The 20,588-nt window shown below is 45.1% G+C and carries 22 protein-coding genes and 1 pseudogene; all 23 read left to right on the top strand.

Annotation, left to right across the window (positions count from 1 at the left end; translation table 11 throughout):
• The first annotated feature begins 109 nt into the window (after positions 1–109).
• Positions 110–475 carry a response regulator gene (locus ACPW7N_RS09450; RefSeq protein WP_425650814.1) on the top strand — a complete coding sequence of 122 codons (366 nt, stop codon included), beginning with the start codon at positions 110–112 and terminating at the stop codon, positions 473–475.
• An 81-nt stretch (positions 476–556) separates the two neighbouring features.
• Positions 557–1,411, top strand: coding sequence for a class II fructose-1,6-bisphosphate aldolase (gene fba / locus ACPW7N_RS09445; RefSeq protein WP_425650813.1), 855 nt, complete (start codon positions 557–559; stop codon positions 1,409–1,411).
• Between the two features lie 14 nt (positions 1,412–1,425).
• Positions 1,426–2,070 (top strand): fructose-6-phosphate aldolase, encoded by a 645-nt coding sequence (gene fsa, locus ACPW7N_RS09440; RefSeq protein ID WP_425650812.1) that lies wholly within the window; start codon positions 1,426–1,428, stop codon positions 2,068–2,070.
• Between the two features lie 108 nt (positions 2,071–2,178).
• Positions 2,179–3,456, top strand: coding sequence for a UDP-N-acetylglucosamine 1-carboxyvinyltransferase (locus ACPW7N_RS09435; protein ID WP_425650811.1), 1,278 nt, complete (start codon positions 2,179–2,181; stop codon positions 3,454–3,456).
• A gap of 30 nt (positions 3,457–3,486) precedes the next feature.
• On the top strand, positions 3,487–4,449 hold the full coding sequence (gene glpX, locus ACPW7N_RS09430; protein ID WP_425650810.1) for a class II fructose-bisphosphatase: 963 nt from the start codon (positions 3,487–3,489) through the stop codon (positions 4,447–4,449).
• 52 nt (positions 4,450–4,501) lie between these two features.
• Positions 4,502–5,854, top strand: coding sequence for a transcription termination factor Rho (gene rho / locus ACPW7N_RS09425; RefSeq protein WP_425650809.1), 1,353 nt, complete (start codon positions 4,502–4,504; stop codon positions 5,852–5,854).
• A gap of 69 nt (positions 5,855–5,923) precedes the next feature.
• Positions 5,924–6,823, top strand: coding sequence for a LysM peptidoglycan-binding domain-containing M23 family metallopeptidase (locus tag ACPW7N_RS09420; protein WP_425650808.1), 900 nt, complete (start codon positions 5,924–5,926; stop codon positions 6,821–6,823).
• A gap of 98 nt (positions 6,824–6,921) precedes the next feature.
• A complete protein-coding gene (locus ACPW7N_RS09415; protein WP_425650807.1) occupies positions 6,922–8,187 on the top strand; it encodes a radical SAM family protein in 1,266 nt (421 codons plus the stop codon).
• 120 nt (positions 8,188–8,307) lie between these two features.
• Entirely contained in the window at positions 8,308–8,508 is a 201-nt protein-coding gene (gene rpmE, locus ACPW7N_RS09410) for a 50S ribosomal protein L31 (RefSeq protein WP_425650806.1), read from the top strand.
• A 227-nt stretch (positions 8,509–8,735) separates the two neighbouring features.
• Positions 8,736–9,356: a thymidine kinase gene (locus ACPW7N_RS09405; RefSeq protein ID WP_425650805.1), complete on the top strand. Its 621-nt coding sequence runs from the start codon at positions 8,736–8,738 to the stop codon at positions 9,354–9,356.
• 87 nt (positions 9,357–9,443) lie between these two features.
• Positions 9,444–9,947 carry a sporulation protein gene (locus tag ACPW7N_RS09400; RefSeq protein ID WP_425650804.1) on the top strand — a complete coding sequence of 168 codons (504 nt, stop codon included), beginning with the start codon at positions 9,444–9,446 and terminating at the stop codon, positions 9,945–9,947.
• A gap of 107 nt (positions 9,948–10,054) precedes the next feature.
• On the top strand, positions 10,055–11,128 hold the full coding sequence (gene prfA, locus ACPW7N_RS09395) for a peptide chain release factor 1 (protein WP_425650803.1): 1,074 nt from the start codon (positions 10,055–10,057) through the stop codon (positions 11,126–11,128).
• Positions 11,129–11,132: 4 nt separating this feature from the next.
• Positions 11,133–12,008, top strand: coding sequence for a peptide chain release factor N(5)-glutamine methyltransferase (prmC, locus tag ACPW7N_RS09390; protein WP_425650918.1), 876 nt, complete (start codon positions 11,133–11,135; stop codon positions 12,006–12,008).
• Between the two features lie 131 nt (positions 12,009–12,139).
• Positions 12,140–12,883, top strand: a complete 744-nt coding sequence (spoIIR, locus tag ACPW7N_RS09385) for a stage II sporulation protein R (protein WP_425650802.1) — start codon at positions 12,140–12,142, stop codon at positions 12,881–12,883.
• Positions 12,884–13,088: 205 nt separating this feature from the next.
• Entirely contained in the window at positions 13,089–14,156 is a 1,068-nt protein-coding gene (locus ACPW7N_RS09380) for an L-threonylcarbamoyladenylate synthase (protein WP_425650801.1), read from the top strand.
• Between the two features lie 57 nt (positions 14,157–14,213).
• On the top strand, positions 14,214–14,774 hold the full coding sequence (locus ACPW7N_RS09375) for a manganese efflux pump MntP (protein ID WP_425650800.1): 561 nt from the start codon (positions 14,214–14,216) through the stop codon (positions 14,772–14,774).
• Positions 14,775–14,814: 40 nt separating this feature from the next.
• Positions 14,815–15,279 carry a low molecular weight protein arginine phosphatase gene (locus ACPW7N_RS09370; RefSeq protein WP_425650799.1) on the top strand — a complete coding sequence of 155 codons (465 nt, stop codon included), beginning with the start codon at positions 14,815–14,817 and terminating at the stop codon, positions 15,277–15,279.
• A gap of 177 nt (positions 15,280–15,456) precedes the next feature.
• Positions 15,457–15,912, top strand: a complete 456-nt coding sequence (gene rpiB / locus ACPW7N_RS09365; protein ID WP_425650798.1) for a ribose 5-phosphate isomerase B — start codon at positions 15,457–15,459, stop codon at positions 15,910–15,912.
• Between the two features lies 1 nt (position 15,913).
• Complete coding sequence (locus ACPW7N_RS09360; RefSeq protein ID WP_425650797.1) at positions 15,914–16,483, top strand: TIGR01440 family protein; 570 nt, start codon at positions 15,914–15,916, stop codon at positions 16,481–16,483.
• A 29-nt stretch (positions 16,484–16,512) separates the two neighbouring features.
• A complete protein-coding gene (locus ACPW7N_RS09355; RefSeq protein ID WP_425650796.1) occupies positions 16,513–17,763 on the top strand; it encodes a serine hydroxymethyltransferase in 1,251 nt (416 codons plus the stop codon).
• Positions 17,764–17,972: 209 nt separating this feature from the next.
• A complete protein-coding gene (upp, locus tag ACPW7N_RS09350) occupies positions 17,973–18,602 on the top strand; it encodes a uracil phosphoribosyltransferase (RefSeq protein ID WP_425650795.1) in 630 nt (209 codons plus the stop codon).
• An 8-nt stretch (positions 18,603–18,610) separates the two neighbouring features.
• Complete coding sequence (gene wecB / locus ACPW7N_RS09345) at positions 18,611–19,765, top strand: non-hydrolyzing UDP-N-acetylglucosamine 2-epimerase (protein WP_425650794.1); 1,155 nt, start codon at positions 18,611–18,613, stop codon at positions 19,763–19,765.
• Between the two features lie 167 nt (positions 19,766–19,932).
• Positions 19,933–20,588 (top strand): annotated as a pseudogene (locus ACPW7N_RS09340) (phosphodiester glycosidase family protein); the annotation flags it as partial.

Below are 20,588 nucleotides of genomic sequence, written 5' to 3'. Positions count from 1 at the left end.
GAACAGGGAGGAATTTCCTGTTAACTAGAGAATTTTACTAAGGAGCTACAAAACTGTTAAAACTGTTAAGCAGAATGGACCTAATCATCTTCTCTAGGGGGAAATAAGCATGCAAAAGAAAAAGGTTTTAGTAGTGGATGATCAGTATGGAATCCGAATTCTCTTGTATGAGGTATTAGGTAAAGAAGGATATTCAACATTTCAAGCTGCAAACGGAAAGCAGGCTTTGGAAATCGTTCAAAAAGAACAGCCGCATCTCGTCATTCTTGATATGAAAATTCCCGGAATGGACGGAATCGAGATACTCAAGCACATCAAAAAAATTGATCAGGATATAAAAGTCATCATGATGACTGCCTATGGTGAGCTGGATATGATCAAGGAAGCTACCCAACTGGGGGCCCTTACCCACTTCACAAAACCGTTCGATATCGATGAGCTCCGTCATGTGGTCAATCAGCAATTGGCAGGCTAAAAGCATTCTGTTAAGAAAAGACTGCTTGTGGTATAATAAGCCAAGTTGTTACCAGACCACTTGAGGAGGAATTGGATTATTATGCCACTCGTACCTATGACCGCGTTTTTAGAAGATGCGAAAAAAAATAAATATGCGGTAGGCCAATTTAACATTAACAATCTTGAGTTCGTACAGGCGATCACAGAAGCGGCAAAGGAAGAAAAGTCTCCTGTTATCTTTGGTGTATCTGAAGGTGCTATGCGTTACATGGGAATTGATTATACAGTTGCTATGTCAAAAGTAGCTGCAGAACTCGCAGGTGTACCTGTAGCACTTCACTTGGACCATGGTAGCAGCTTTGATGTTGTAATGAAGTGCATCCGTGCTGGATTCTCATCTGTTATGTTTGATGGCTCTCACTACTCATTTGAGGAAAACATCCGTTTGACCAAACAAGTGGTAGAAGCTGCTCATGCGGTTGGTGTTTCTGTTGAGGGCGAATTGGGCACAATCGGTGGTACGGAAGACGACGTTTCTGTAGATGAAGCAGATGCAGCTTTGGCAAAACCAGAAGAAGCGATTCGTTTCTGGGAAGAAACCAAAGTTGATTATTTGGCGATTGCCGTTGGTACTGCGCACGGTATGTATAAAGGCGTACCAAAAATTCACTACGATATCATTGAAAAAGTGGCAACGAACATTGGAGCACCTATCGTGTTGCACGGTGGATCAGGTGTTCCGGATGAAGCGATTGTTGAGTCAATCAAACTTGGTGTTGGTAAGATCAACGTAAATACTGAAAATCAGGTAGCATGCACAGAGGTTGTTCGCAAAGTATTAGCTGAAAAACCAAACGAGATTGACCCACGCAAATACCTTTCACCAGCTCGTGCAGCGATTAAAGAGGTTGTTAAAGGCAAAATGCGTTTATTTGGTAGCAGCAACCGTGCCTAATTAGGAGGGTGCCCATGCGATTTTTTATAGATACAGCCAATGTTGAAGAGATACGTGAGATTCATGATTGGGGTGTTGTTGCAGGTGTAACAACGAATCCATCCCTTGTAGCAAAAGAGGGTCGAGACTTTATCGAGACGCTCAAGGAAATATTTGATATTGTGGATGGTCCGATCAGTGCTGAGGTAATCAGTACAGATGCCAAAGGAATGATTGAAGAGGGTGAAAAACTCGCTTCATTATCCAAAAACATCGTCGTGAAAATTCCAATGACTGAAGATGGCTTGAAAGCAGTCAAAGCATTGGCGAAGCGGAAAATTAAAACAAACGTAACCTTAATTTTCAATGCGAACCAGGCACTTTTGGCAGCACGAGCTGGAGCTACATATGTCTCTCCGTTTTTAGGACGTTTGGATGATATCGGACACGATGGGCTTAAATTGATTTCAGAGATCGCTGATATTTTTGCTATTCACGATATCGAAACAGAAATCATTGCAGCAAGCATCCGCCACCCGCTTCATGTGACGGAAGCAGCACGTCGTGGATCTCATATTGCGACTATTCCTTATAAAGTGTTCAAGCAACTTTTACAGCATCCTTTGACGGACAGCGGTATTGAAAAATTCCTTGCCGATTGGGGAACGATGCAAAAGTAGCACTTGATCAGTTGTTGAATGGTGGAGCACCTTTTCCCGGAGGAGAAGGTGCTCCTTTCGAGAATGTCAACTATCAAAGAATGAGAGAATACCTGGGGAGAGCTAACAATGGAGAAACTGATCGTACGGGGAGGCAAGCCACTTACAGGAAAAGTGGCTATCAGTGGAGCGAAGAACAGCGCTGTTGCATTAATACCAGCAGCACTAATCGCAGACGGGCCAGTAGTTATTGAGAATCTGCCGCATATTCAAGATGTGGAGATCTACGTTGAACTCCTGCGTGAGATGGGGGCAGATGTACTATTTGAAGACGATTGGATGGAAATTGACTCTCGTTCCATGCAAAAGGTTGTCATGCCAAACGGTCGAATTAAAAAACTGCGTGCATCATATTATTTATGGGGTGCATTGCTTGCCAAGTTTGGTGAAGCACAAATCGGTTTGCCTGGTGGCTGTGATTTGGGCCCTCGCCCAGTGGACCAGCATATCAAAGGGTTTGAGGCATTAGGCGCACGAGTTGAGAATCGGAATGGTGTCATGACCGTTAAGGCCAACAAGCTGAAAGGCGCTAGAATTTATCTCGACATGGTTAGTGTGGGAGCAACCATCAATATTATGTTGGCTGCTACACGTGCAGAAGGTTTGACGATTATTGAGAATGCAGCACGGGAGCCGGAAATTGTCGATGTGGCGACTCTCTTGACGAACATGGGTGCCAACATCAAGGGTGCCGGGACAGACGTCATTCGCATCCAGGGTGTTACCCAGATGAAAGGCTGTAGACATACAATTATTCCCGATCGGATTGAAGCAGGGACGTACATGATTGCGGCTGCTGCTACTCGTGGGGATGTCGTTGTCGAAAATGTCATTCCAAAGCACTTGGAACCGGTCATAGCTAAGCTGCGTGAAATGGGTGTCACAGTAGAAATAGAAGATGATAGTGTGCGCGTGATTGGGCAGGAGAAATACCGTGCGATTGATCTGAAGACCAATCCGTATCCAGGATTTCCGACGGATTTACAGCAGCCAATGACTACGCTGTTGACGCAAGCCAAAGGGTCTAGCATCGTCACGGATAATATATATGGATCAAGGTTCCGACATGTCGATGAACTTCGCAGAATGGGAGCCACGATTAAGATTGAAGGAAGATCTGCAGTGATTGAAGGCGGCAAGAAAATGATGGGTGCCAAAGTCATCGCATCCGATCTGAGAGCAGGAGCTGCTTTGGTCATCGCAGGACTGGTGTCAGAAGGGATTACAGAAATCGAAGGGTTGTCTCATATTGACCGGGGTTACGAAAACCTAGTGGGCAAGCTGCGTAATCTGGGAGCGGACACTCTGCGATCGAATCATAAGCATACTGAATGTAAAGAGAAATAATTCTGGCTCGCCTAAAAGGAGAGATTGAAGATGGAGCGTAGTTTAACGCTTGAATTGGTACGTGTAACCGAAGCTGCAGCATTGGCTTCAGCCCGTTGGATGGGGTTAGGAAAAAAAGACGAGGCAGATGGAGCGGCTACTTCGGCAATGCGTAAAGAATTTGAGAACGTTCCGATGGATGGGATTGTCGTAATTGGAGAAGGGGAAATGGACGAAGCTCCAATGCTTTACATTGGAGAAAAACTCGGTCAAGGGACTGCCCCGTTGGTTGATGTTGCGGTTGATCCACTCGAAGGTACGAACATTGTAGCAAAGGGAACCTGGAATGCCATTTCGGTTATTGCGATTGCAGACCGTGGCAATCTGCTGCATGCTCCTGATATGTACATGGAGAAAATTGCAGTAGGACCGCAAGCAGTAGGCAAAGTGGATATCAATGCCCCTGTGATCGATAATCTCAAGGCGGTTGCAAAAGCACAAGGCAAGGATGTAAGTGATCTTGTTGCTATCGTACTTGACCGTGATCGTCATGAAAGAGTAATCAACGAGATTCGCCAGGCGGGTGCTCGCATCAAATTGATCCCGGACGGGGACGTAGCTGCTGCGATTGCAACTGCTTTTCCTGATACCGGAGTGGATATTTTATTTGGATCAGGTGGAGCTCCTGAAGGTGTTCTTGCCGCAGTGGCACTTAAATGTCTCGGCGGAGAAATCCAAGGAAGACTGCTGCCGCAAAGCAAAGAGGAAGAAGAACGCTGTATCAAGATGGGCCTCTTAAATCCACATCAGGTTCTTTTCATGGATGACCTGGTCAAAGGTGACGACGCCATTTTTGCAGCAACTGGTGTTACGGATGGAGAACTGCTGCGTGGTGTGCGTTTTCAAGGTACACGTGCAACAACCCACTCTGTCGTTATGCGTGCCAAAACTGGAACCGTACGTTTCATTGAAGGAAACCACCGGTTAGAGCGGAAACCAAGACTTGTATTGTAATTTCTAGGCTAGAATAAGTGAAGAGAAGACGTAAAGAGTGGTGGAATAATCAGTGTTATTATCAGAGTTAGAAGAATTAAAGCTAACCGAGTTGTATAAACTCGCTAAAGATTTTCAGATCACGTCTTACTCCCAATTAAAGAAAAAGGAATTAATCTTTGCGATTTTACGTGCAAGAGCAGAGCGTGACGGATTGATGTTTATGGAAGGCGTTCTCGATATATTGCCAGAAGGCTACGGATTCTTGCGCCCCATCAACTATTTGCCAAGTTCAGAGGACATTTATATTTCTCAGTCACAAATTCGTAGATTTGATTTGCGAATCGGTGATCTTGTCTCGGGGAAAGTCCGACCTCCTAAAGAAAATGAACGTTATTTCGGCTTGCTGCAAGTAGAAGCTGTAAACGGAGAAGACCCCGAATTGGCTTCTGAGCGCCTTCACTTTCCCGCCCTTACACCGCTTTATCCTCAAAAAAAGCTCGTTCTAGAGACTTCACCCACGAAGATATCTGCCCGTATCATGGATTTGCTGGCACCGGTTGGTTTGGGTCAACGTGGTCTGATAGTCGCACCTCCGAAAGCTGGAAAAACCATCCTACTCAAAGAGATAGCAAACAGTATTTCCGAAAATCACCCCGATATTTCCCTGTTTGTTCTTTTGATTGATGAACGTCCGGAAGAGGTTACCGATATGCAGCGCTCAGTAAAGGGAGAAGTCATTGCTTCTACCTTTGACGAGTTGCCAGAGAATCATATCAAAGTAGCTGAATTGGTATTGGAACGAGCAAAGCGTCTGGTCGAACATAAAAAAGACGTTGTTATTTTGTTGGATTCCATTACTCGCTTGGCTCGTGCCTATAATCTCGTAATTCCTCCAAGTGGCCGTACGCTTTCTGGCGGTATTGATCCGGCAGCTTTCCATCGTCCCAAGCGCTTTTTTGGCTCAGCACGCAACATTGAAGAAGGAGGCAGCTTGACTATCCTGGCAACCGCCCTTGTTGAAACAGGTTCGAGAATGGACGATGTCATTTATGAAGAATTCAAGGGTACCGGGAACATGGAGCTTCACCTGGATCGTAAACTGGCAGAGCGCCGCATTTTCCCTGCAATCGATATCCGACGCTCAGGAACGCGCAGAGAAGAGCTGCTGCTGTCTAAGGATGAGCTGGACAAGTTGTGGGCGATTCGCAAAAATATGACAGAAAGCCAGGAGTTTGTTGAATCCTTCCTGAAAAAATTACAGGATACCAAAACGAATGCTGCTTTCCTTGATTCAATCAAAGAGACCAAGCCAGATACAAAATCAGAAGCGAAACCTGTTGCGAAAACAGAGGCTCCTAAGTCTGGTACATCAACAGCTACTAGAACGAGAACGTCAAAACCTTCTACCACAACGGCCAAATAGAGGCCGTTCTTTTTTTGGGCACTTTTGCATACCAATAGAAAGGATATGATGTGAAGGAGGAATGCGGTGATGGGATACTCGGAAGTACCAATGACGTTTTCCAATGCAGATGAGGCAAAACAAACCGTTATTGAGAAAACCATATTTCAAGCATTTAATCCATTTGCCTCTTTATCATCTACGTCTCTCACAACCAACCAAAGTTCTGCTATATCGTATACGGTTCAACAAGGAGATACTCTTTCAGAAATTGCCCAAAAGTATGGAATTACCTTACGAGAATTAATAGAAGAGAACAAAATCTTGAATCCCCATATGGTTGGTATTGGGATGAAGCTGGTTATTGGTCAAAACCATGTTACACATACCGTAAGTAGGGGAGAAACGATTGACCAGATTGCCAGGAGATATGATATCCCTTTGGAAAAGCTCATTGCGAGAAACCCGTTGCTCCAGGTGTTGCCTGATAGTCTGTACGTTGGACAGGTTTTGCAAATTCCGATAGCAGCAGCAAAGCCGACACTCTCGGGGAACCTTGCCGTTCGAAAGCAAATGGCACAAGCAGCGAGTAGAAGTGCAGTACGAAGCAGACAAATGGACTGGCCAGTAGAGAGAGCGACGATTACAAGCAATTTTGGTATGAGATGGGGAAGGCTGCATAAAGGCATGGATTTATGGAACGAAGCCAAGGGCAAGACAGAGATTCTCGCAGCCAAAGAAGGTGTCGTAGTAGATGCAGGAGCCAATCACGACGGATACGGCTACATGGTCATTATTGATCACGGGAACGGACTGCAGACTTATTACGCTCATCTGCGCAAAATTATAGTACAGATTGGTGAAATGGTAGAGCGGGGTCAGCGAATCGGATACATGGGACGGACGGGAGACTCTACGGGGTACCATTTGCATTTTGAAGTGCGTCAGGACGATGTTCCAATCAATCCGCTTCGATATCTAAAGAGATAAATGAAGTCGAATCGAACACTTCCAAATCGAGGGTGGCGTTTACATTGTCCGATGAATACGTTACAATTTCCTCAGCTAAAATGAAGGGATTGTATACGATGAATTTGGTATACGCAGACGCATGCGGCCAAGTCTATGATCATCCGGAGCTTTGGGCAGTTGCTCGAAACGGTGACATGTTGACCGAGATATTGGAAGAAGAATTGATACCATTACCGGAAGGAGCTACTCTAGTAATCCTTCCTGATACAGAACCGATTGGCATGGATCCTGAGACAGGTGAAATGACAAAATTGGCAGGTTATACAGCAGTGGGTGCGTTACTGCCACAAGGATTTACCCGCCTGCTTTTACCGGGTTATCTAAAGAGCGATAAACAAAAGAAATTCCCGTTATTCGGTTACACCGCAGTCGTCTGGAAAGATGACCAGTTTTGGGTAGCGGGCCGCAAAAGTGATGAACCGCTGAAATGGAATCCGCTGAACTATCCGATGGATGAGCTGAGAGGATTAGTGAAGAAGACAGTAGAGCAATTCCCCGAGAATCGCATCTATCAGCACTTGTCCCATTGTGCTCTTGAATATGAGTGCTTGACTGCATCCAACAACTTTTTCCACCGTTGGGAAGCAGCATTGCCTGTTTCATACACCTGTAATGCAGGCTGTTTCGGCTGTATCTCTGAACAGCCAGATGACAGTGGATTCATTGCTCCACAGACTCGGATGAATTTTAAACCGACAGAGGACGAACTGGTTGAAGTCATGGTGCGTCACCTACAAAGTCCTGAGAGCATTATCAGTTTTGGGCAGGGCTGTGAAGGTGAGCCTTCAACTATGGCATCCATTATAATTCCTGCCATGCGCCGTGTTCGCGAGCAAACCGATTTGGGGTTCATTAACATTAACACGAATGCCGGTTTAACCGACCATATTAAAGGAATTGTCGACGCAGGCCTTGATTTGATGCGGATCAGTTCGATCAGTGCCATTGAAGAGCATTACAATGCCTACTATCGCCCTCGTGGCTATACGTTGGAAAATGTAGCAAGGTCCGCCGAGTATGCTTCCAGCAGGGGAGTATATACTTCGATCAATTATCTCTGCTTCCCGGGGGTGTTTGACCGCGAAGAAGAGATGGAAGCGATGATTGAATTCATTCGCCGGACGGGAATCAAATTGATCCAGCTTCGCAATCTGAATATTGACCCGGACAGCTATTTGGAGATGATCCCGAAAGCACAGGGGGAAATATTCGGAATGAAGCAGGCCATTGAAATTTACCAGCAGGAACTGCCTGATGTTGTCATCGGATCATTTACCCATATTCCGCCTGAGGCCATGCGCCGAGAAAAAAATCAGTTATAACTGTATTTTGCTGTAAGATATAGCTATTGCATTCAAATTATGAACATGATAATATCTTTTCATGTGCGTTTATATAACTCTGTTTCGGGTAACGATTCAGGGCGGAAAGAGGTGTAATTGATGAAACAAGGTATTCATCCTAAGTACAACACAGTAACTGTTACATGTGCATGCGGTAACGAGTTTGAATCCGGTTCCGTGAAACAAGCTCTGCGTGTAGAGATTTGCTCTAACTGCCATCCTTTCTACACTGGTAAACAGAAGTTTATCGATGTTGGTGGTCGTGTAGATAAATTCAAACGCAAATACAATCTTTCTTAATTTAAACAAAGAACCAGGTAGTTTAACTGCCTGGTTTTCTTTTTTTCTTGTTCCTCATTGGCTTCAAATTACAGAGATGATATGATGATATTTGGCTGTTGAAACCGGGTAAGGATTAATAACAAAACGGTCATGGCCGTTTTGTTGCCCACAAGCGGTCTCATCCACTTTTATGAAAAACGTCGAGACGTTTTTCACAAGAAATAGCAGCCTGGGGGGAAAAACAAGTGGCACAATTGTACTTTCGATACGGGGCAATGAATGCGTCCAAATCAATTCAACTACTAACCGTAGCCCATAATTACGAACAATCAGGGAAAAAAGTGATTGTCTTAACTCCAGCGATTGATGACCGGTATGGCGTTGGAAAGGTAGCTTCCCGGGTAGGTGTCAGCCGTGAAGCCACACCCATTCAAAACGATACGGATATCTATCAAATTGTGCAGGAACAAGACATTAAACCTGATTGCGTTTTAATTGATGAAGGGCAGTTCTTACATCCACAGCATGTGTCACAACTGGTAAGCATTGTTGATCTCCTGAATATTCCTGTTATTGTTTATGGACTATTAAAGAATTTTAAAAATGAGCTGTTTGAAGGCAGCCAGCATTTACTGTGTGAAGCAGACAAAATTGAAGAAATTAAAACGGTATGTGTCTACTGCAACAAAAAAGCGACACATATCTTGAAGTTCAAGGACAAAGAGCCTGTTTATTCTGGACAAACCATCGAAATTGGTGGAGAAGAAACGTATAGCAGTGTCTGTCGCCGCCATTATTACAATCCTCCAATCATAAGCTCATCGGCTCAAACAGAAGAAGTGCTTGCCGAAGAAATTGAATGTTAAGTTTCCCGGATTTTTTGAACATCATCTAAAAGGATAATAAGCCACTTCCTGCACAAACTATGGTGTATACAGGAGGTGGCTTTTATTATGCGAAAAATTAAAGCCTCAAAGAATAGAGTTCTTTCGGTCGGTCTAGCGGTGTGCCTTTTGACTGTAGTGACAGGTTGTAATTCTACTTCCACACCAGACGCACGGAGTTCAGGGGTGCGCAGCCTGGACCAGACTCAAACGCTCCCATTGTTACCTGATGGCAACAATGATGTGATTGATCGTGAAAGACATCGGATGGAAGATCGGGATAAATTGATGGGACGCAACGATAATCCAAACCTGGTTATCGGTCATCAAGATGTCCAGAATATCGGAAATGACACTCGCAATATGCAAATGATGGCAAAGAGCGTGCCAGGAGTAGAGAATGCCCGGATTTCAATCGACGGGGGTAATGCCTTTGTTACGCTTGATCTGGTTCCGAATGTTACAGCAGGACAAGCAAGAAATATAGAACAACAGGTAATACGAGCATTAAGCCAAAAATCACCCAGATATGATTTTCACATTACATCAAACGATGGCTATCACAGAAGATAAAACCGATGGAGTATCGAACATATCCACGCCATACTCTTTGACTTATTGACGGATTTCCCCTATAATTATGCTGTTATGAGCATTTTTTTAAGATGGGGTGAATTACGGTGTTAAATCGCTTATCTGCTGTTGAAGAACGGTATGAGGAAGTTACAAACCTCTTGTGTGACCCCGATGTCATCAGTGACAATAAAAAATTACGGGATTTATCCAAGGAGCAGTCCTCTCTCGAAGAAACGGTTACCGTCTATCGTGAATATAAATCAGTTGTTCAGCAATTCGAAGATGCAAAAGCTATGTTTGATGAGAAGCTCGATGATGAAATGCGTGAAATGGTCAAGATGGAAATTGCAGAATTGACGGAGCGCAAGGAAGAGCTTGAACAAAAGCTGAAAATATTATTGCTTCCAAAAGACCCAAATGATGATAAGAACGTAATCGTTGAGATTCGTGGAGCTGCTGGTGGAGATGAGGCAGCGTTGTTTGCTTCTGATTTATTCCGTATGTATACACGTTTTGCTGAGCGTCATGGGTTTAAGGTAGAGGTTATGGAAGCTAATGCAACAGATATCGGTGGTTACAAAGAGATTATTTTCTCGGTAAATGGCCGTGGTGCGTATAGCAAATTGAAGTTTGAATCTGGTGCCCATCGTGTGCAACGTATTCCTTCAACGGAGTCAGGTGGTCGTATCCATACATCTACTTCCACTGTGATCGTGTTACCTGAAATTGAAGATTTGGAAATTGAAGTGAACGAGAAGGATATTCGTGTGGATACTTTCTGTTCCAGCGGAGCCGGTGGACAGAGCGTTAATACCACCAAATCTGCTGTGCGTTTAACACATATTCCAACGGGAATCGTGGTTTCCTGTCAGGACGAGAAATCACAGCATTCCAACAAGGATAAAGCAATGCGGGTTCTGCGTGCACGTTTGTTTGACTTCCATCAGCAACAGGCAATGGCAGAACAAGATGCAACAAGAAAGAGCTTGGTGGGTACTGGTGACCGAAGTGAACGCATTCGCACGTACAACTTCCCACAAAGTCGTGTAACCGATCATCGTATTGGACTTACTTTGCACCGTCTCGACTCGATTTTGGCAGGTGACCTTGATGAGGTTATCGACACATTGATCTTGCATGAACAGACGGAGTTAATGCAAAGTAGTGCTTCCGCATAATTCGATGAACATCACTACGATTCGTGAAGCCCTCGTGTGGGCTTCTTCTTTTTTAGCTGAAGCAGGGAGTCGAGACCCTCGGTTTGAAGCAGAATTGATTATTCGGCATATACTTGATCTGGATCGAACGTCATTTTTGATTTCCTTGCCCGAGCCGATCACAAATGACAAAGTCCAGGAGTTGGTAGCATTATGCCAGCGCCGTGCACAACATGAGCCCATTCAATACATGTTAGGCAAGCAGGAGTTCTATGGTCGGGAATTTATGGTTGCTCCTGGTGTACTAATCCCTCGCCCAGAGACGGAAATTTTGATTGAAGAGGTTTTGAAGAGCGCTCAGCAGATTTGGTCTGCAGACGATCAACTTGAAGTTGTGGATATTGGAACGGGGAGTGGGGCTATTTCGCTCACAATTGCCAGCGAATGTCCACAATGGAAGGTGACTACTGTCGATTTATCCACAGATGCAATCTCCATCGCCAAGCAAAATGCCCATGGATTGGGTGTAACGGACCGGGTTTCGTTTTTACAGGGAGATTTGACTGAACCGTTACTTGCTGCGAATCAGCGTGTGGATATTCTCGTTTCCAATCCTCCCTATATTCCTTCCACTGATGTAGATGTTCTTGATCTTGAAGTGCGAGAGCATGAACCGAGGCTTGCGTTGGATGGTGGAGAGGATGGGCTTGACTGCTATCGGAGGATTTGCAGGGATTTGCCCCTTATCTTAAAATCAGTCAACCTGGTTGGATTTGAGGTAGGTATCCATCAGGCTCAGGATGTGGAGAAGTTGCTGCTTGCATCGGGAGTCATTCAAGAGACCCGAATCATACCTGATTTGGCAGGAATTGAACGAGTTGTCCTCGGATGGAGCAAGTAAATCAGCGATTCTAGTAATCTGAAAAAGAAAAATTCTGAACCGTGAATAAATGATAGTTTCCCTGTCCATACTGACGGCTAGAGAGATAGTATCAACACACCGTTAGTGAATTTTGAGGGGAGACGGTCATTATGAAACGGTTCTTTTTTATCCTGTTTGCGTTCATTCTTGCGATCATGAGTTGGGAAAATCAACGGTTAGCTGCAGCCGATATCCAAGGTAACGGGCCAATTCCGCAAGAATCCATTCGCCTGCGAATTATTGCGAATAGTGATTCATTTCAGGATCAATGGCTGAAGCGAAAAGTGCGTGATTCCATCGTTGAGCAGATGAACCAATGGGCAAAAGAGCTGGATTCTTATGACGAAGCTCACTCATTTGTGTCAGGTAAATTACCTGAACTGCAACAAGTAGTTGATGAGACCATTAAGCAACATGGTTTTACCTATAAAGCAGTAGTAGACTTTGGCAGTGTACCTTTTCCGACCAAATTATATGGCTCCTATGTTTATCCGGCGGGTAACTATGAAGCAGTACGTGTCCGAATCGGCGAAGCCAAAGGCCAAAACTGGTGGTGTGTGCTATTTCCGCCACTCTGCTTCATCGATATGTCCAATGGCGATGCTGTTCAAATGAAAGAAGAACAGTCAGAGCTACCTGTACAACTCTCAGACGAAAAAGAGGAAACTGTGGAATCTGTGGATAAACAACCGGAACCTGTTTTAGATGAGGAACGTACACAGGATGAAGAGATGCAAGCTGAGGATCAGAATGATACTCAAATGGAGGCGGATTCCCAAGCAACAGCTTCGGTAGAAAAGCCAGAAATCGAGGTTCGATTCTACCTGTGGGATAAACTTGTGGCATTCTTTTAATTGATACCTATCTTATGTCCCCCCTTTGCCTGCCCATAATGGGTGGGCTTTTTTTATAAGTTTGGGGCCATTGACGGGTGGGTTTTGATCGTAGTTATTCCAAAGTTATTCACAAGTTATTCACAGGCTGTTGAAAACTAGGGAGGGAGATTCTATACTAGGGTGACGAAGCGTTGTATATCAACGGAATGAAAGGGTTTATTTAATGGATACGAAAGTTTGGAATGTGGATAAAAATGTGGAGAAAAATCCAGCTTGTGCACAAATTGTGGATGCAGCCCACCTGTTGCGTGAGGGAGAGGTTGTCGCTTTTCCAACCGAAACCGTATATGGACTGGGAGCGAACGCATTGAGTGATGAAGCAGTAGAGAAAATATTTATCGCAAAAGGCAGACCGAGTGATAACCCGTTGATTGTTCATATTGGTGACGAATCGCAGCTTCCGCTGATTGTGAGAGAAGTCCCTGAAAAGGCACGACTGATCATGCAAGCATTTTGGCCTGGGCCACTTACGATCATTTTGCCAAAAACAGAAGCTGTTGCATCGAAGGTTACGGCAAATCTGGATACTGTCGGTGTACGAATGCCAGATCACCCTATTGCTCTAGCATTGATAAAAGAAGCGGGTGTACCTATCGCTGCGCCTAGTGCCAACCGCTCTGGACGACCTAGCCCTACCTCGGCGGCGCATGTATGGGAAGACTTGAAGGGAAAAATCGCCGGAATAGTCGATGGAGGCAACACTGGAGTAGGGGTTGAATCGACCGTTCTCGATGTGACAGTAGAACCGCCGATGATTTTGCGACCAGGCGGCGTTACCAGAGAGCAACTGGCAGAAGTGGTCGGAGAAGTTCAGCTTGATCCTGCTTTCCTTGTAACGAGTGAAGAGAAGCCTCGTTCCCCAGGAATGAAATATACGCATTATGCTCCAGAGGGTGAGTTGTGGATCGTTTCTGGTGACGATCAGGCAGCTTATGAGCAAATGGAGCTCATGCTGGATGAAGCGAAAAAAGCGGGGAGAAAAACCGGTGTGCTGACCGTAAGCGAAATGGTTGAACATTGGGAGCAAGTCGAGGTGGCTGATGTCGTGCTTGCCTGTGGGTCACAGTCGGATCTCTCCAGCATGGCCCAGGAGTTGTATGCGACACTCCGCAAGTTTGATGAAATGCATGTTCAATTTATGGTGGCTAAGGCAGTATCCAAAGATGGTCTAGGGTTAGCGATCATGAATCGATTGGAAAAAGCCGCTGGACATAAGATAATCAAGGTTTGATACGAATCTTTCCCTCCTTGTCCGCATAATGTGAAATGACGGGGAGGGTGGCTATTAGTGGATATTACGTTATTCCAATGGGGGCAGTTTTTAACGCTTTTAATGGTTGCTGGTGCACTTGGAATGGATGCGTTCTCCTTGGGTATTGGGGTAGGCATGGTAGGAATGCGCCTGAAAGAGATCCTCAAGGTGAGTATTACAATTGGTCTTTTTCACGTCGGTATGCCACTTCTTGGAATTGGCATAGGTATTTATCTGTCAGATAAGATTGGAGATATCGCTGTCATCATTGGCGGCGGTGTATTAATGATATTGGGTTTGCATATGCTGTGGAATGGGTTTTTCCGTTCAGAAGAAACGAGTGTCATGCAAACCAAGGGACTCGGGCTGTTTTTATTTGCCTTTAGCGTAAGTCTGGATGCCCTGTCGGTAGGCTTTTCATTTGGGCTTGTGGAGGTCAATACGTTTCTGGCCGTCAGTCTGTTCGGAGTTATGGGAGGCATGATGGCAGGCTGTGGTCTTTTGTTAGGTCGCAGTTTCGGGGGATGGCTGGGCGAGTATAGCGAGGTATTGGGTGGAATTATATTATTAGTCTTCGGAATTCGGTTTATGCTATAAAGGACTAAGGACTCATTTTTGATTGCTAGAGGTGATACGTATGAATATTTTATTTGTTTGCACGGGTAATACCTGTAGAAGCCCGATGGCAGAGGCGTTATTTCGTGCCAAACTGGAGCAGAATTCGATAAACTCCATTTTGGTGCAATCGGCAGGCATAGCAGCAATGGATGGGGCGCAGGCTTCCAGACATGCACAAACTGTACTTGTCACGAGTGGAATCGATCATCAACATCAATCAAAAAGGCTCAATGATGATTTGATTTCTTGGGCAGATATTATTTTAACCATGACAGTATCCCACAAGACAACCATCCGTGATTGGTTTCCGCAATCCACACGGAAAATATATACGCTCAAAGAGTACGTCGAACTTGCGGGCGATCAGGACATAGCGGATCCATACGGGGGAAGCTTGAGCATTTATGAGAAGTGTGCAGAAGAAATTAAGGAAGCAGTTGAATTGCTGCTTAAGAAAGTAACACCCACCAAAGTATCTGAATAATGGAAAGGAGCTTCGGTTGAGAAGCTTTTCTTTTTGTGTGCTAAATACGAACGTTTTATGTAAGGTACCAATAGAATGTACACGTTTTGCTTAATTTTTGAGAAATAATGTCGCTGTAGCTATTTCATTTTCAACAATTAAGGTATAATATATAAAACTATAAGCGGAGGTTACATCATGAAAATTGCGTTAGCTGCTGACCACGGTGGCTTTAAACTAAAAGCAGAAATTAAAAAGCTTCTCGATACCCTAGGAATCGCCTATGAAGATTTCGGGTGTGATTGCGAAGCTTCAGTTGACTATCCTGATTTCGCCTTGCCTGTTGCCGAGAAAGTTGCAGCAGGAGAATTTGATCGAGGAATTCTGGTCTGTGGGACAGGCATAGGAATGTCAATTGCGGCAAATAAAGTACAAGGTATTCGCTGTGCTCTTGCTCACGATACGTTTTCTGCAAAGGCTACTCGCCAACACAACGATACCAATGTCCTTGCTCTGGGTGAACGAGTAATCGGACCAGGCCTTGCATTGGACATTGTGAAAATCTGGCTGGAAACCGAATTTGAAGGCGGACGCCATTTGAAGAGAGTAGAAAAAATCAAGGAGATTGAACAAAAACACACGGGAGTGAAATAGAGTGGACCTCTCAACTATTCTGCAACAAGTGAAAACCGTAGTATCTGATGTTGTAGAAATGGCCTCCCTTTCCTCTGGCAAGGTGCTCGTTATTGGATGCAGTACCAGTGAAGTCGTGGGTAAACTGATTGGTAAGGCAGGCAGTGAAGAGGTTGCTTCTGTTCTTTTTCAAGGAATAAAGGAAGTTGCAGACACGCATGGGCTTGATCTTGCCTTCCAATGCTGTGAACACCTGAACCGTGCGCTCGTTGTGGAGAGATCGACGATGAATCAACTCCGCCTCGATGAAGTGACTGTCATTCCTGTACCATCTGCAGGTGGATCTATGGCAGCGCATGCATTCAGACACCTGTCCGACTCCGTTGTAGTCGAAAGCATTCAAGCCGATGCAGGAATCGACATCGGAGATACATTTATCGGGATGCACTTGAAGCGGGTAGCAGTACCTGTTCGTCCCAGTCTGCGTTTGATTGGAGAAGCACATGTAACGGCAGCCTACACTCGTCCCAAACTAATCGGTGGGGCCAGAGCAGTCTATGAAATAACGCAAGCCAATACTAGTTGCTCTTAAATGAATACATATTTCAGGAGGAGATAAGTATGTTTGAGTTTCTTAAAAAGCAGGACCCGCAAGTAGCGGAAGCAGTACGCTTGGAACTTGGCAGACAGCGTGACAAAATTGAATTGATTGCATCTGAAAACTTCGTTAGCCGTGCAGTTATGGAAGCAGCCGGAACCGTTTTGACCAACAAATATGCAGAAGGATATCCAGGACGCAGATACTACGGTGGCTGTGAATATGTCGATATCGCTGAAAATATTGCTCGTGATCGCGTGAAAGAACTCTTCGGAGCGGAACACGCCAATGTTCAGCCTCACTCAGGTGCACAGGCGAATATGGCTGTTTATTTCACCATTTTGAAACCAGGGGATACGGTACTCGGTATGAATCTTTCCCATGGTGGTCACTTGACTCATGGTAGCCCGGTTAACTTCTCTGGTTCTCTTTATAATTTCGTTGATTATGGTGTAGACGAAAATACGCATCAAATCGATTATGATGTTGTCCGTGCCAAAGCTCTTGAGCATAAGCCAAAATTGATCGTAGCGGGAGCGAGTGCTTACCCACGTGCCATCGATTTTGCGAAGCTTCGTGAAATTGCCGATGAAGTGGAAGCTTACTTCATGGTCGATATGGCTCATATTGCTGGTCTGGTTGCTGCTGGACTTCACCAAAATCCGGTTCCACATGCTCACTTTGTAACGTCAACTACGCATAAAACTCTTCGTGGGCCTCGTGGCGGTTTGATTCTTTGCAAGGAAGAGTTTGCCAAAGCAATTGACAAATCAGTGTTTCCAGGTGTGCAAGGTGGTCCATTGATGCACATCATCGCAGCAAAAGCGGTTGCTTTTGGTGAAGCATTGCAGCCGGAATTCAAAGCGTATGCGAATCGAATCGTTGCCAATGCGAAGGCATTTGCTGATGCTTTGATCGCAAACGGATTGACGCTCGTTTCTGGTGGCACAGACAACCATCTGGTTCTGGTTGATGTTCGCAATCTCGAATTAACCGGTAAAGTAGCCGAGCATATTCTTGACGAAGTAAACATCACCACCAACAAAAACACGATTCCTTACGATCCGCAAAGCCCATTTGTCACTAGCGGTGTTCGCATGGGTACACCTGCAGTAACTTCTCGTGGATTTGATGAAGAAGCGATGAAAGAAGTTGCGGCAATTATCGCTTTAGCATTGAAGAACCCAGAAGATGCGGCGAAACACGAGGAAGCTCGTCAGCGCGTTGCTGCACTGTGCGCTCGTTTCCCTATGTACGAAGGACTCGAAGTATAAGGTTTTAAACCTAACAAGGTCAGTAGCCTCCTGTGTGAAAGCAGGAGGTTTTTTGCCGTGATGGCATTCTTCTTATCCAATTTTCCAAAAAATTGACGTTCCCTCTTTGCTCCATTATGATAAGAAGGATATGTCCAGCCAAGGACTTCGGTTGGACAAAACTGTGTAAAAAATCCTGTTGTGAGGACAACGGAAACGGGGGAAATGAAATGAGTCGAGTCTACGTTTTTGACCATCCACTAATTCAGCATAAGCTTACTTTTATCCGTGACAAGCACACTGGTACAAAGGAATTCCGTGAACTGGTCGATGAGGTAGCTACATTGATGGCGTATGAGATTACTCGTGATATGCCATTGGAGGACACTGTAATCGAAACACCGGTTGGACCTTGCAATGCCAAAGTGATTTCTGGCAAAAAAGTAGGGCTGATTCCGATTTTGCGTGCAGGTCTTGGTATGGTTGATGGAATTCTGAAATTAATTCCTGCTGCGAAGGTTGGTCATATCGGACTTTATCGTGACCCTGAAACATTGACACCAGTTGAATACTATGCAAAATTGCCGACTGATATCGAAGAGCGTGATTTAATCGTAATCGATCCGATGCTGGCAACAGGTGGATCTGCTTCTGTCGCACTGACTGCATTGAAAAAACGTGGTGCGAAAAACCTCAAGCTCATGTGCCTCATTGCTGCTCCAGAGGGCGTGCAATTGGTGCAGGAAGATCATCCTGACGTAGACATTTTTGTAGCAGCCGTGGATGAAAAACTGAATGACCACGGATATATTGTTCCAGGACTGGGCGATGCTGGGGATCGCTTGTACGGAACGAAGTAGGTGCAATCATGGATAAAGTGAAAGTAATGACTGTATTTGGTACCCGTCCTGAAGCGATCAAGATGGCTCCATTAGTTCATGAACTGAAAAAACACCCGGATTCCATTGAACCGATTGTCTGTGTGACAGCACAACATCGTCAAATGCTTGATCAAGTTCTGGAGATCTTCGAGATTGAACCGGATATTGACTTAAATATTATGAAAGACCGACAAACCCTTGTCGATGTTACCGTTCGAGCATTGGAAAGCCTTGACCAGGTCATGAAAGAGACAAAGCCTGACATTGTTCTGGTGCATGGTGATACAACGACGACTTTTGTTGCGAGCCTGGCTGCTTTTTATAATCAGATTGCCGTAGGACATGTGGAAGCAGGCCTGCGTACTTGGGATAAATACTCGCCATTCCCGGAAGAGATGAATCGTCAATTGACAGGAGTCATGGCTGATTTACACTTCTCTCCTACAGATGGTTCAGCCGACAACCTCCGCAGGGAGAATAAACCGGAAGAGGCTATTTACATTACGGGGAATACGGCAATTGATGCCCTGCATACGACGGTTCGTGACGACTATCAACACCCTGTCCTTGAACAAGTTCAGGGGAAAAAGATGGTATTGATGACAGCCCACCGCAGAGAAAATCTGGGTGAGCCGATGCGACGCATTTTCCGTGCGGTGCGCCGATTGATCGATGAGCATGAGGATATTGTTGTTGTTTATCCTGTGCATTTGAACCCGGCCGTTCAGGAAGTTGCCCAGGAAATTCTTGCTGGTCATGACCGTGTTCATTTGATTCAACCGCTTGATGCCTTTGATTTCCACAACTTTGCTCGCCGTGCGCATCTGATCTTGACAGATTCAGGTGGAGTACAGGAAGAAGCACCGTCTCTCGGTGTTCCCGTACTCGTGCTTCGCGACACGACAGAGCGACCAGAAGGCATAGAGGCGGGCACATTGAAACTGGCTGGCACGGATGAGGATCAGGTGTATCACCTGGCAAATGAACTCCTGACAGATTCAGTGGCATATGAAACGATGGCGCAAGCAGCCAATCCGTATGGAGATGGTTTTGCATCTGAACGTATCGTGCAAGCAATCCTTCATCATTTTGGCAAGCGGTCAGAACGACCTGAGCCTTTCCGTCCGGGAAAGACCAAATAAATTTAGTTCCCAAAAAAGGGCGTCCCCATGGCGTCCCTTTCTTTTTACTTTAAATTTACTGAAACTTCCGTGCGTTTAAAAACGTCTATACCATTATAATCATTATAGAATTATAAATTGGATCGAGTGTCCATAGAGAAATAGATTGGCTGGAGAGGAGTTACATAATGAAGAAGAATGTCCAGAAGCTGACGAAAAAGGCTCTGTCCTTTTTTGCTGCGACGGTTTTGGCGTGGGGAGCAATTTTCCCGGCAGTCTCTGACATGGCTTATGCGGCTAATGCTACAGGTTCACTTGCTGTAGGATGGCAGACAACGATAGGTGAAGGAACGACCTTGACGAAATATTCCAAAGCATATGGCGACAAGACTGCTTCTATCTACGTAACCAAAGTAGATTTAAATAACCCCTATGTTGAAGTAAAGCCTGTATACGGCACGAAGCAACAGTTGACGAGTAAACAAACGGTTTCTCAAATGGCGAATGAAACAGGAGCAATTGCTGCAGTAAATGCGGACTTTTTTAATACAGCCAAGCGTGGCGCTCCTTTTGGAATAGTAATGAAAGACAAGGAAATTGTCTCATCTATGGGACATATTCCTTATTGGTACAGTCTGGGGATCACGAGTGATCGAACCGCAGCAATCACCAAGTTCGGGTTCCAAGGGAAAGTTACGGCAGAAAATGGTGCTGTATACTCTCTTCGAGGTGTGAACAAGGAAGAGTACAATCCTGCTGACGGACTGAAGAGTCACGTCAACCAGTTGAATTTGTATACCCCGAAATTCGGTAAGACAAGCCTTGGAACCATCCCGAACTACAA

This window comes from Brevibacillus nigriterrae (genome assembly GCF_049846925.1).
GTDB lineage: Bacteria > Bacillota > Bacilli > Brevibacillales > Brevibacillaceae > Brevibacillus_H.
This window is presented reverse-complemented; position numbering and strand designations above follow the sequence as displayed.

Coding starts and splice junctions, on each gene's coding strand:
- prmC (WP_425650918.1), top strand. CDS start 11,133: ATGAACATCACTACGATTCGTGAAGCCCTCGTGTGGGCTTCTTCTTTT.
- glpX (WP_425650810.1), top strand. CDS start 3,487: ATGGAGCGTAGTTTAACGCTTGAATTGGTACGTGTAACCGAAGCTGCA.
- ACPW7N_RS09355 (WP_425650796.1), top strand. CDS start 16,513: ATGTTTGAGTTTCTTAAAAAGCAGGACCCGCAAGTAGCGGAAGCAGTA.
- ACPW7N_RS09415 (WP_425650807.1), top strand. CDS start 6,922: ATGAATTTGGTATACGCAGACGCATGCGGCCAAGTCTATGATCATCCG.
- upp (WP_425650795.1), top strand. CDS start 17,973: ATGAGTCGAGTCTACGTTTTTGACCATCCACTAATTCAGCATAAGCTT.
- fba (WP_425650813.1), top strand. CDS start 557: ATGCCACTCGTACCTATGACCGCGTTTTTAGAAGATGCGAAAAAAAAT.
- ACPW7N_RS09400 (WP_425650804.1), top strand. CDS start 9,444: ATGCGAAAAATTAAAGCCTCAAAGAATAGAGTTCTTTCGGTCGGTCTA.
- ACPW7N_RS09370 (WP_425650799.1), top strand. CDS start 14,815: ATGAATATTTTATTTGTTTGCACGGGTAATACCTGTAGAAGCCCGATG.
- ACPW7N_RS09450 (WP_425650814.1), top strand. CDS start 110: ATGCAAAAGAAAAAGGTTTTAGTAGTGGATGATCAGTATGGAATCCGA.
- ACPW7N_RS09435 (WP_425650811.1), top strand. CDS start 2,179: ATGGAGAAACTGATCGTACGGGGAGGCAAGCCACTTACAGGAAAAGTG.
- rpiB (WP_425650798.1), top strand. CDS start 15,457: ATGAAAATTGCGTTAGCTGCTGACCACGGTGGCTTTAAACTAAAAGCA.
- wecB (WP_425650794.1), top strand. CDS start 18,611: ATGGATAAAGTGAAAGTAATGACTGTATTTGGTACCCGTCCTGAAGCG.
- fsa (WP_425650812.1), top strand. CDS start 1,426: ATGCGATTTTTTATAGATACAGCCAATGTTGAAGAGATACGTGAGATT.
- ACPW7N_RS09380 (WP_425650801.1), top strand. CDS start 13,089: ATGGATACGAAAGTTTGGAATGTGGATAAAAATGTGGAGAAAAATCCA.
- ACPW7N_RS09420 (WP_425650808.1), top strand. CDS start 5,924: ATGGGATACTCGGAAGTACCAATGACGTTTTCCAATGCAGATGAGGCA.
- spoIIR (WP_425650802.1), top strand. CDS start 12,140: ATGAAACGGTTCTTTTTTATCCTGTTTGCGTTCATTCTTGCGATCATG.
- rpmE (WP_425650806.1), top strand. CDS start 8,308: ATGAAACAAGGTATTCATCCTAAGTACAACACAGTAACTGTTACATGT.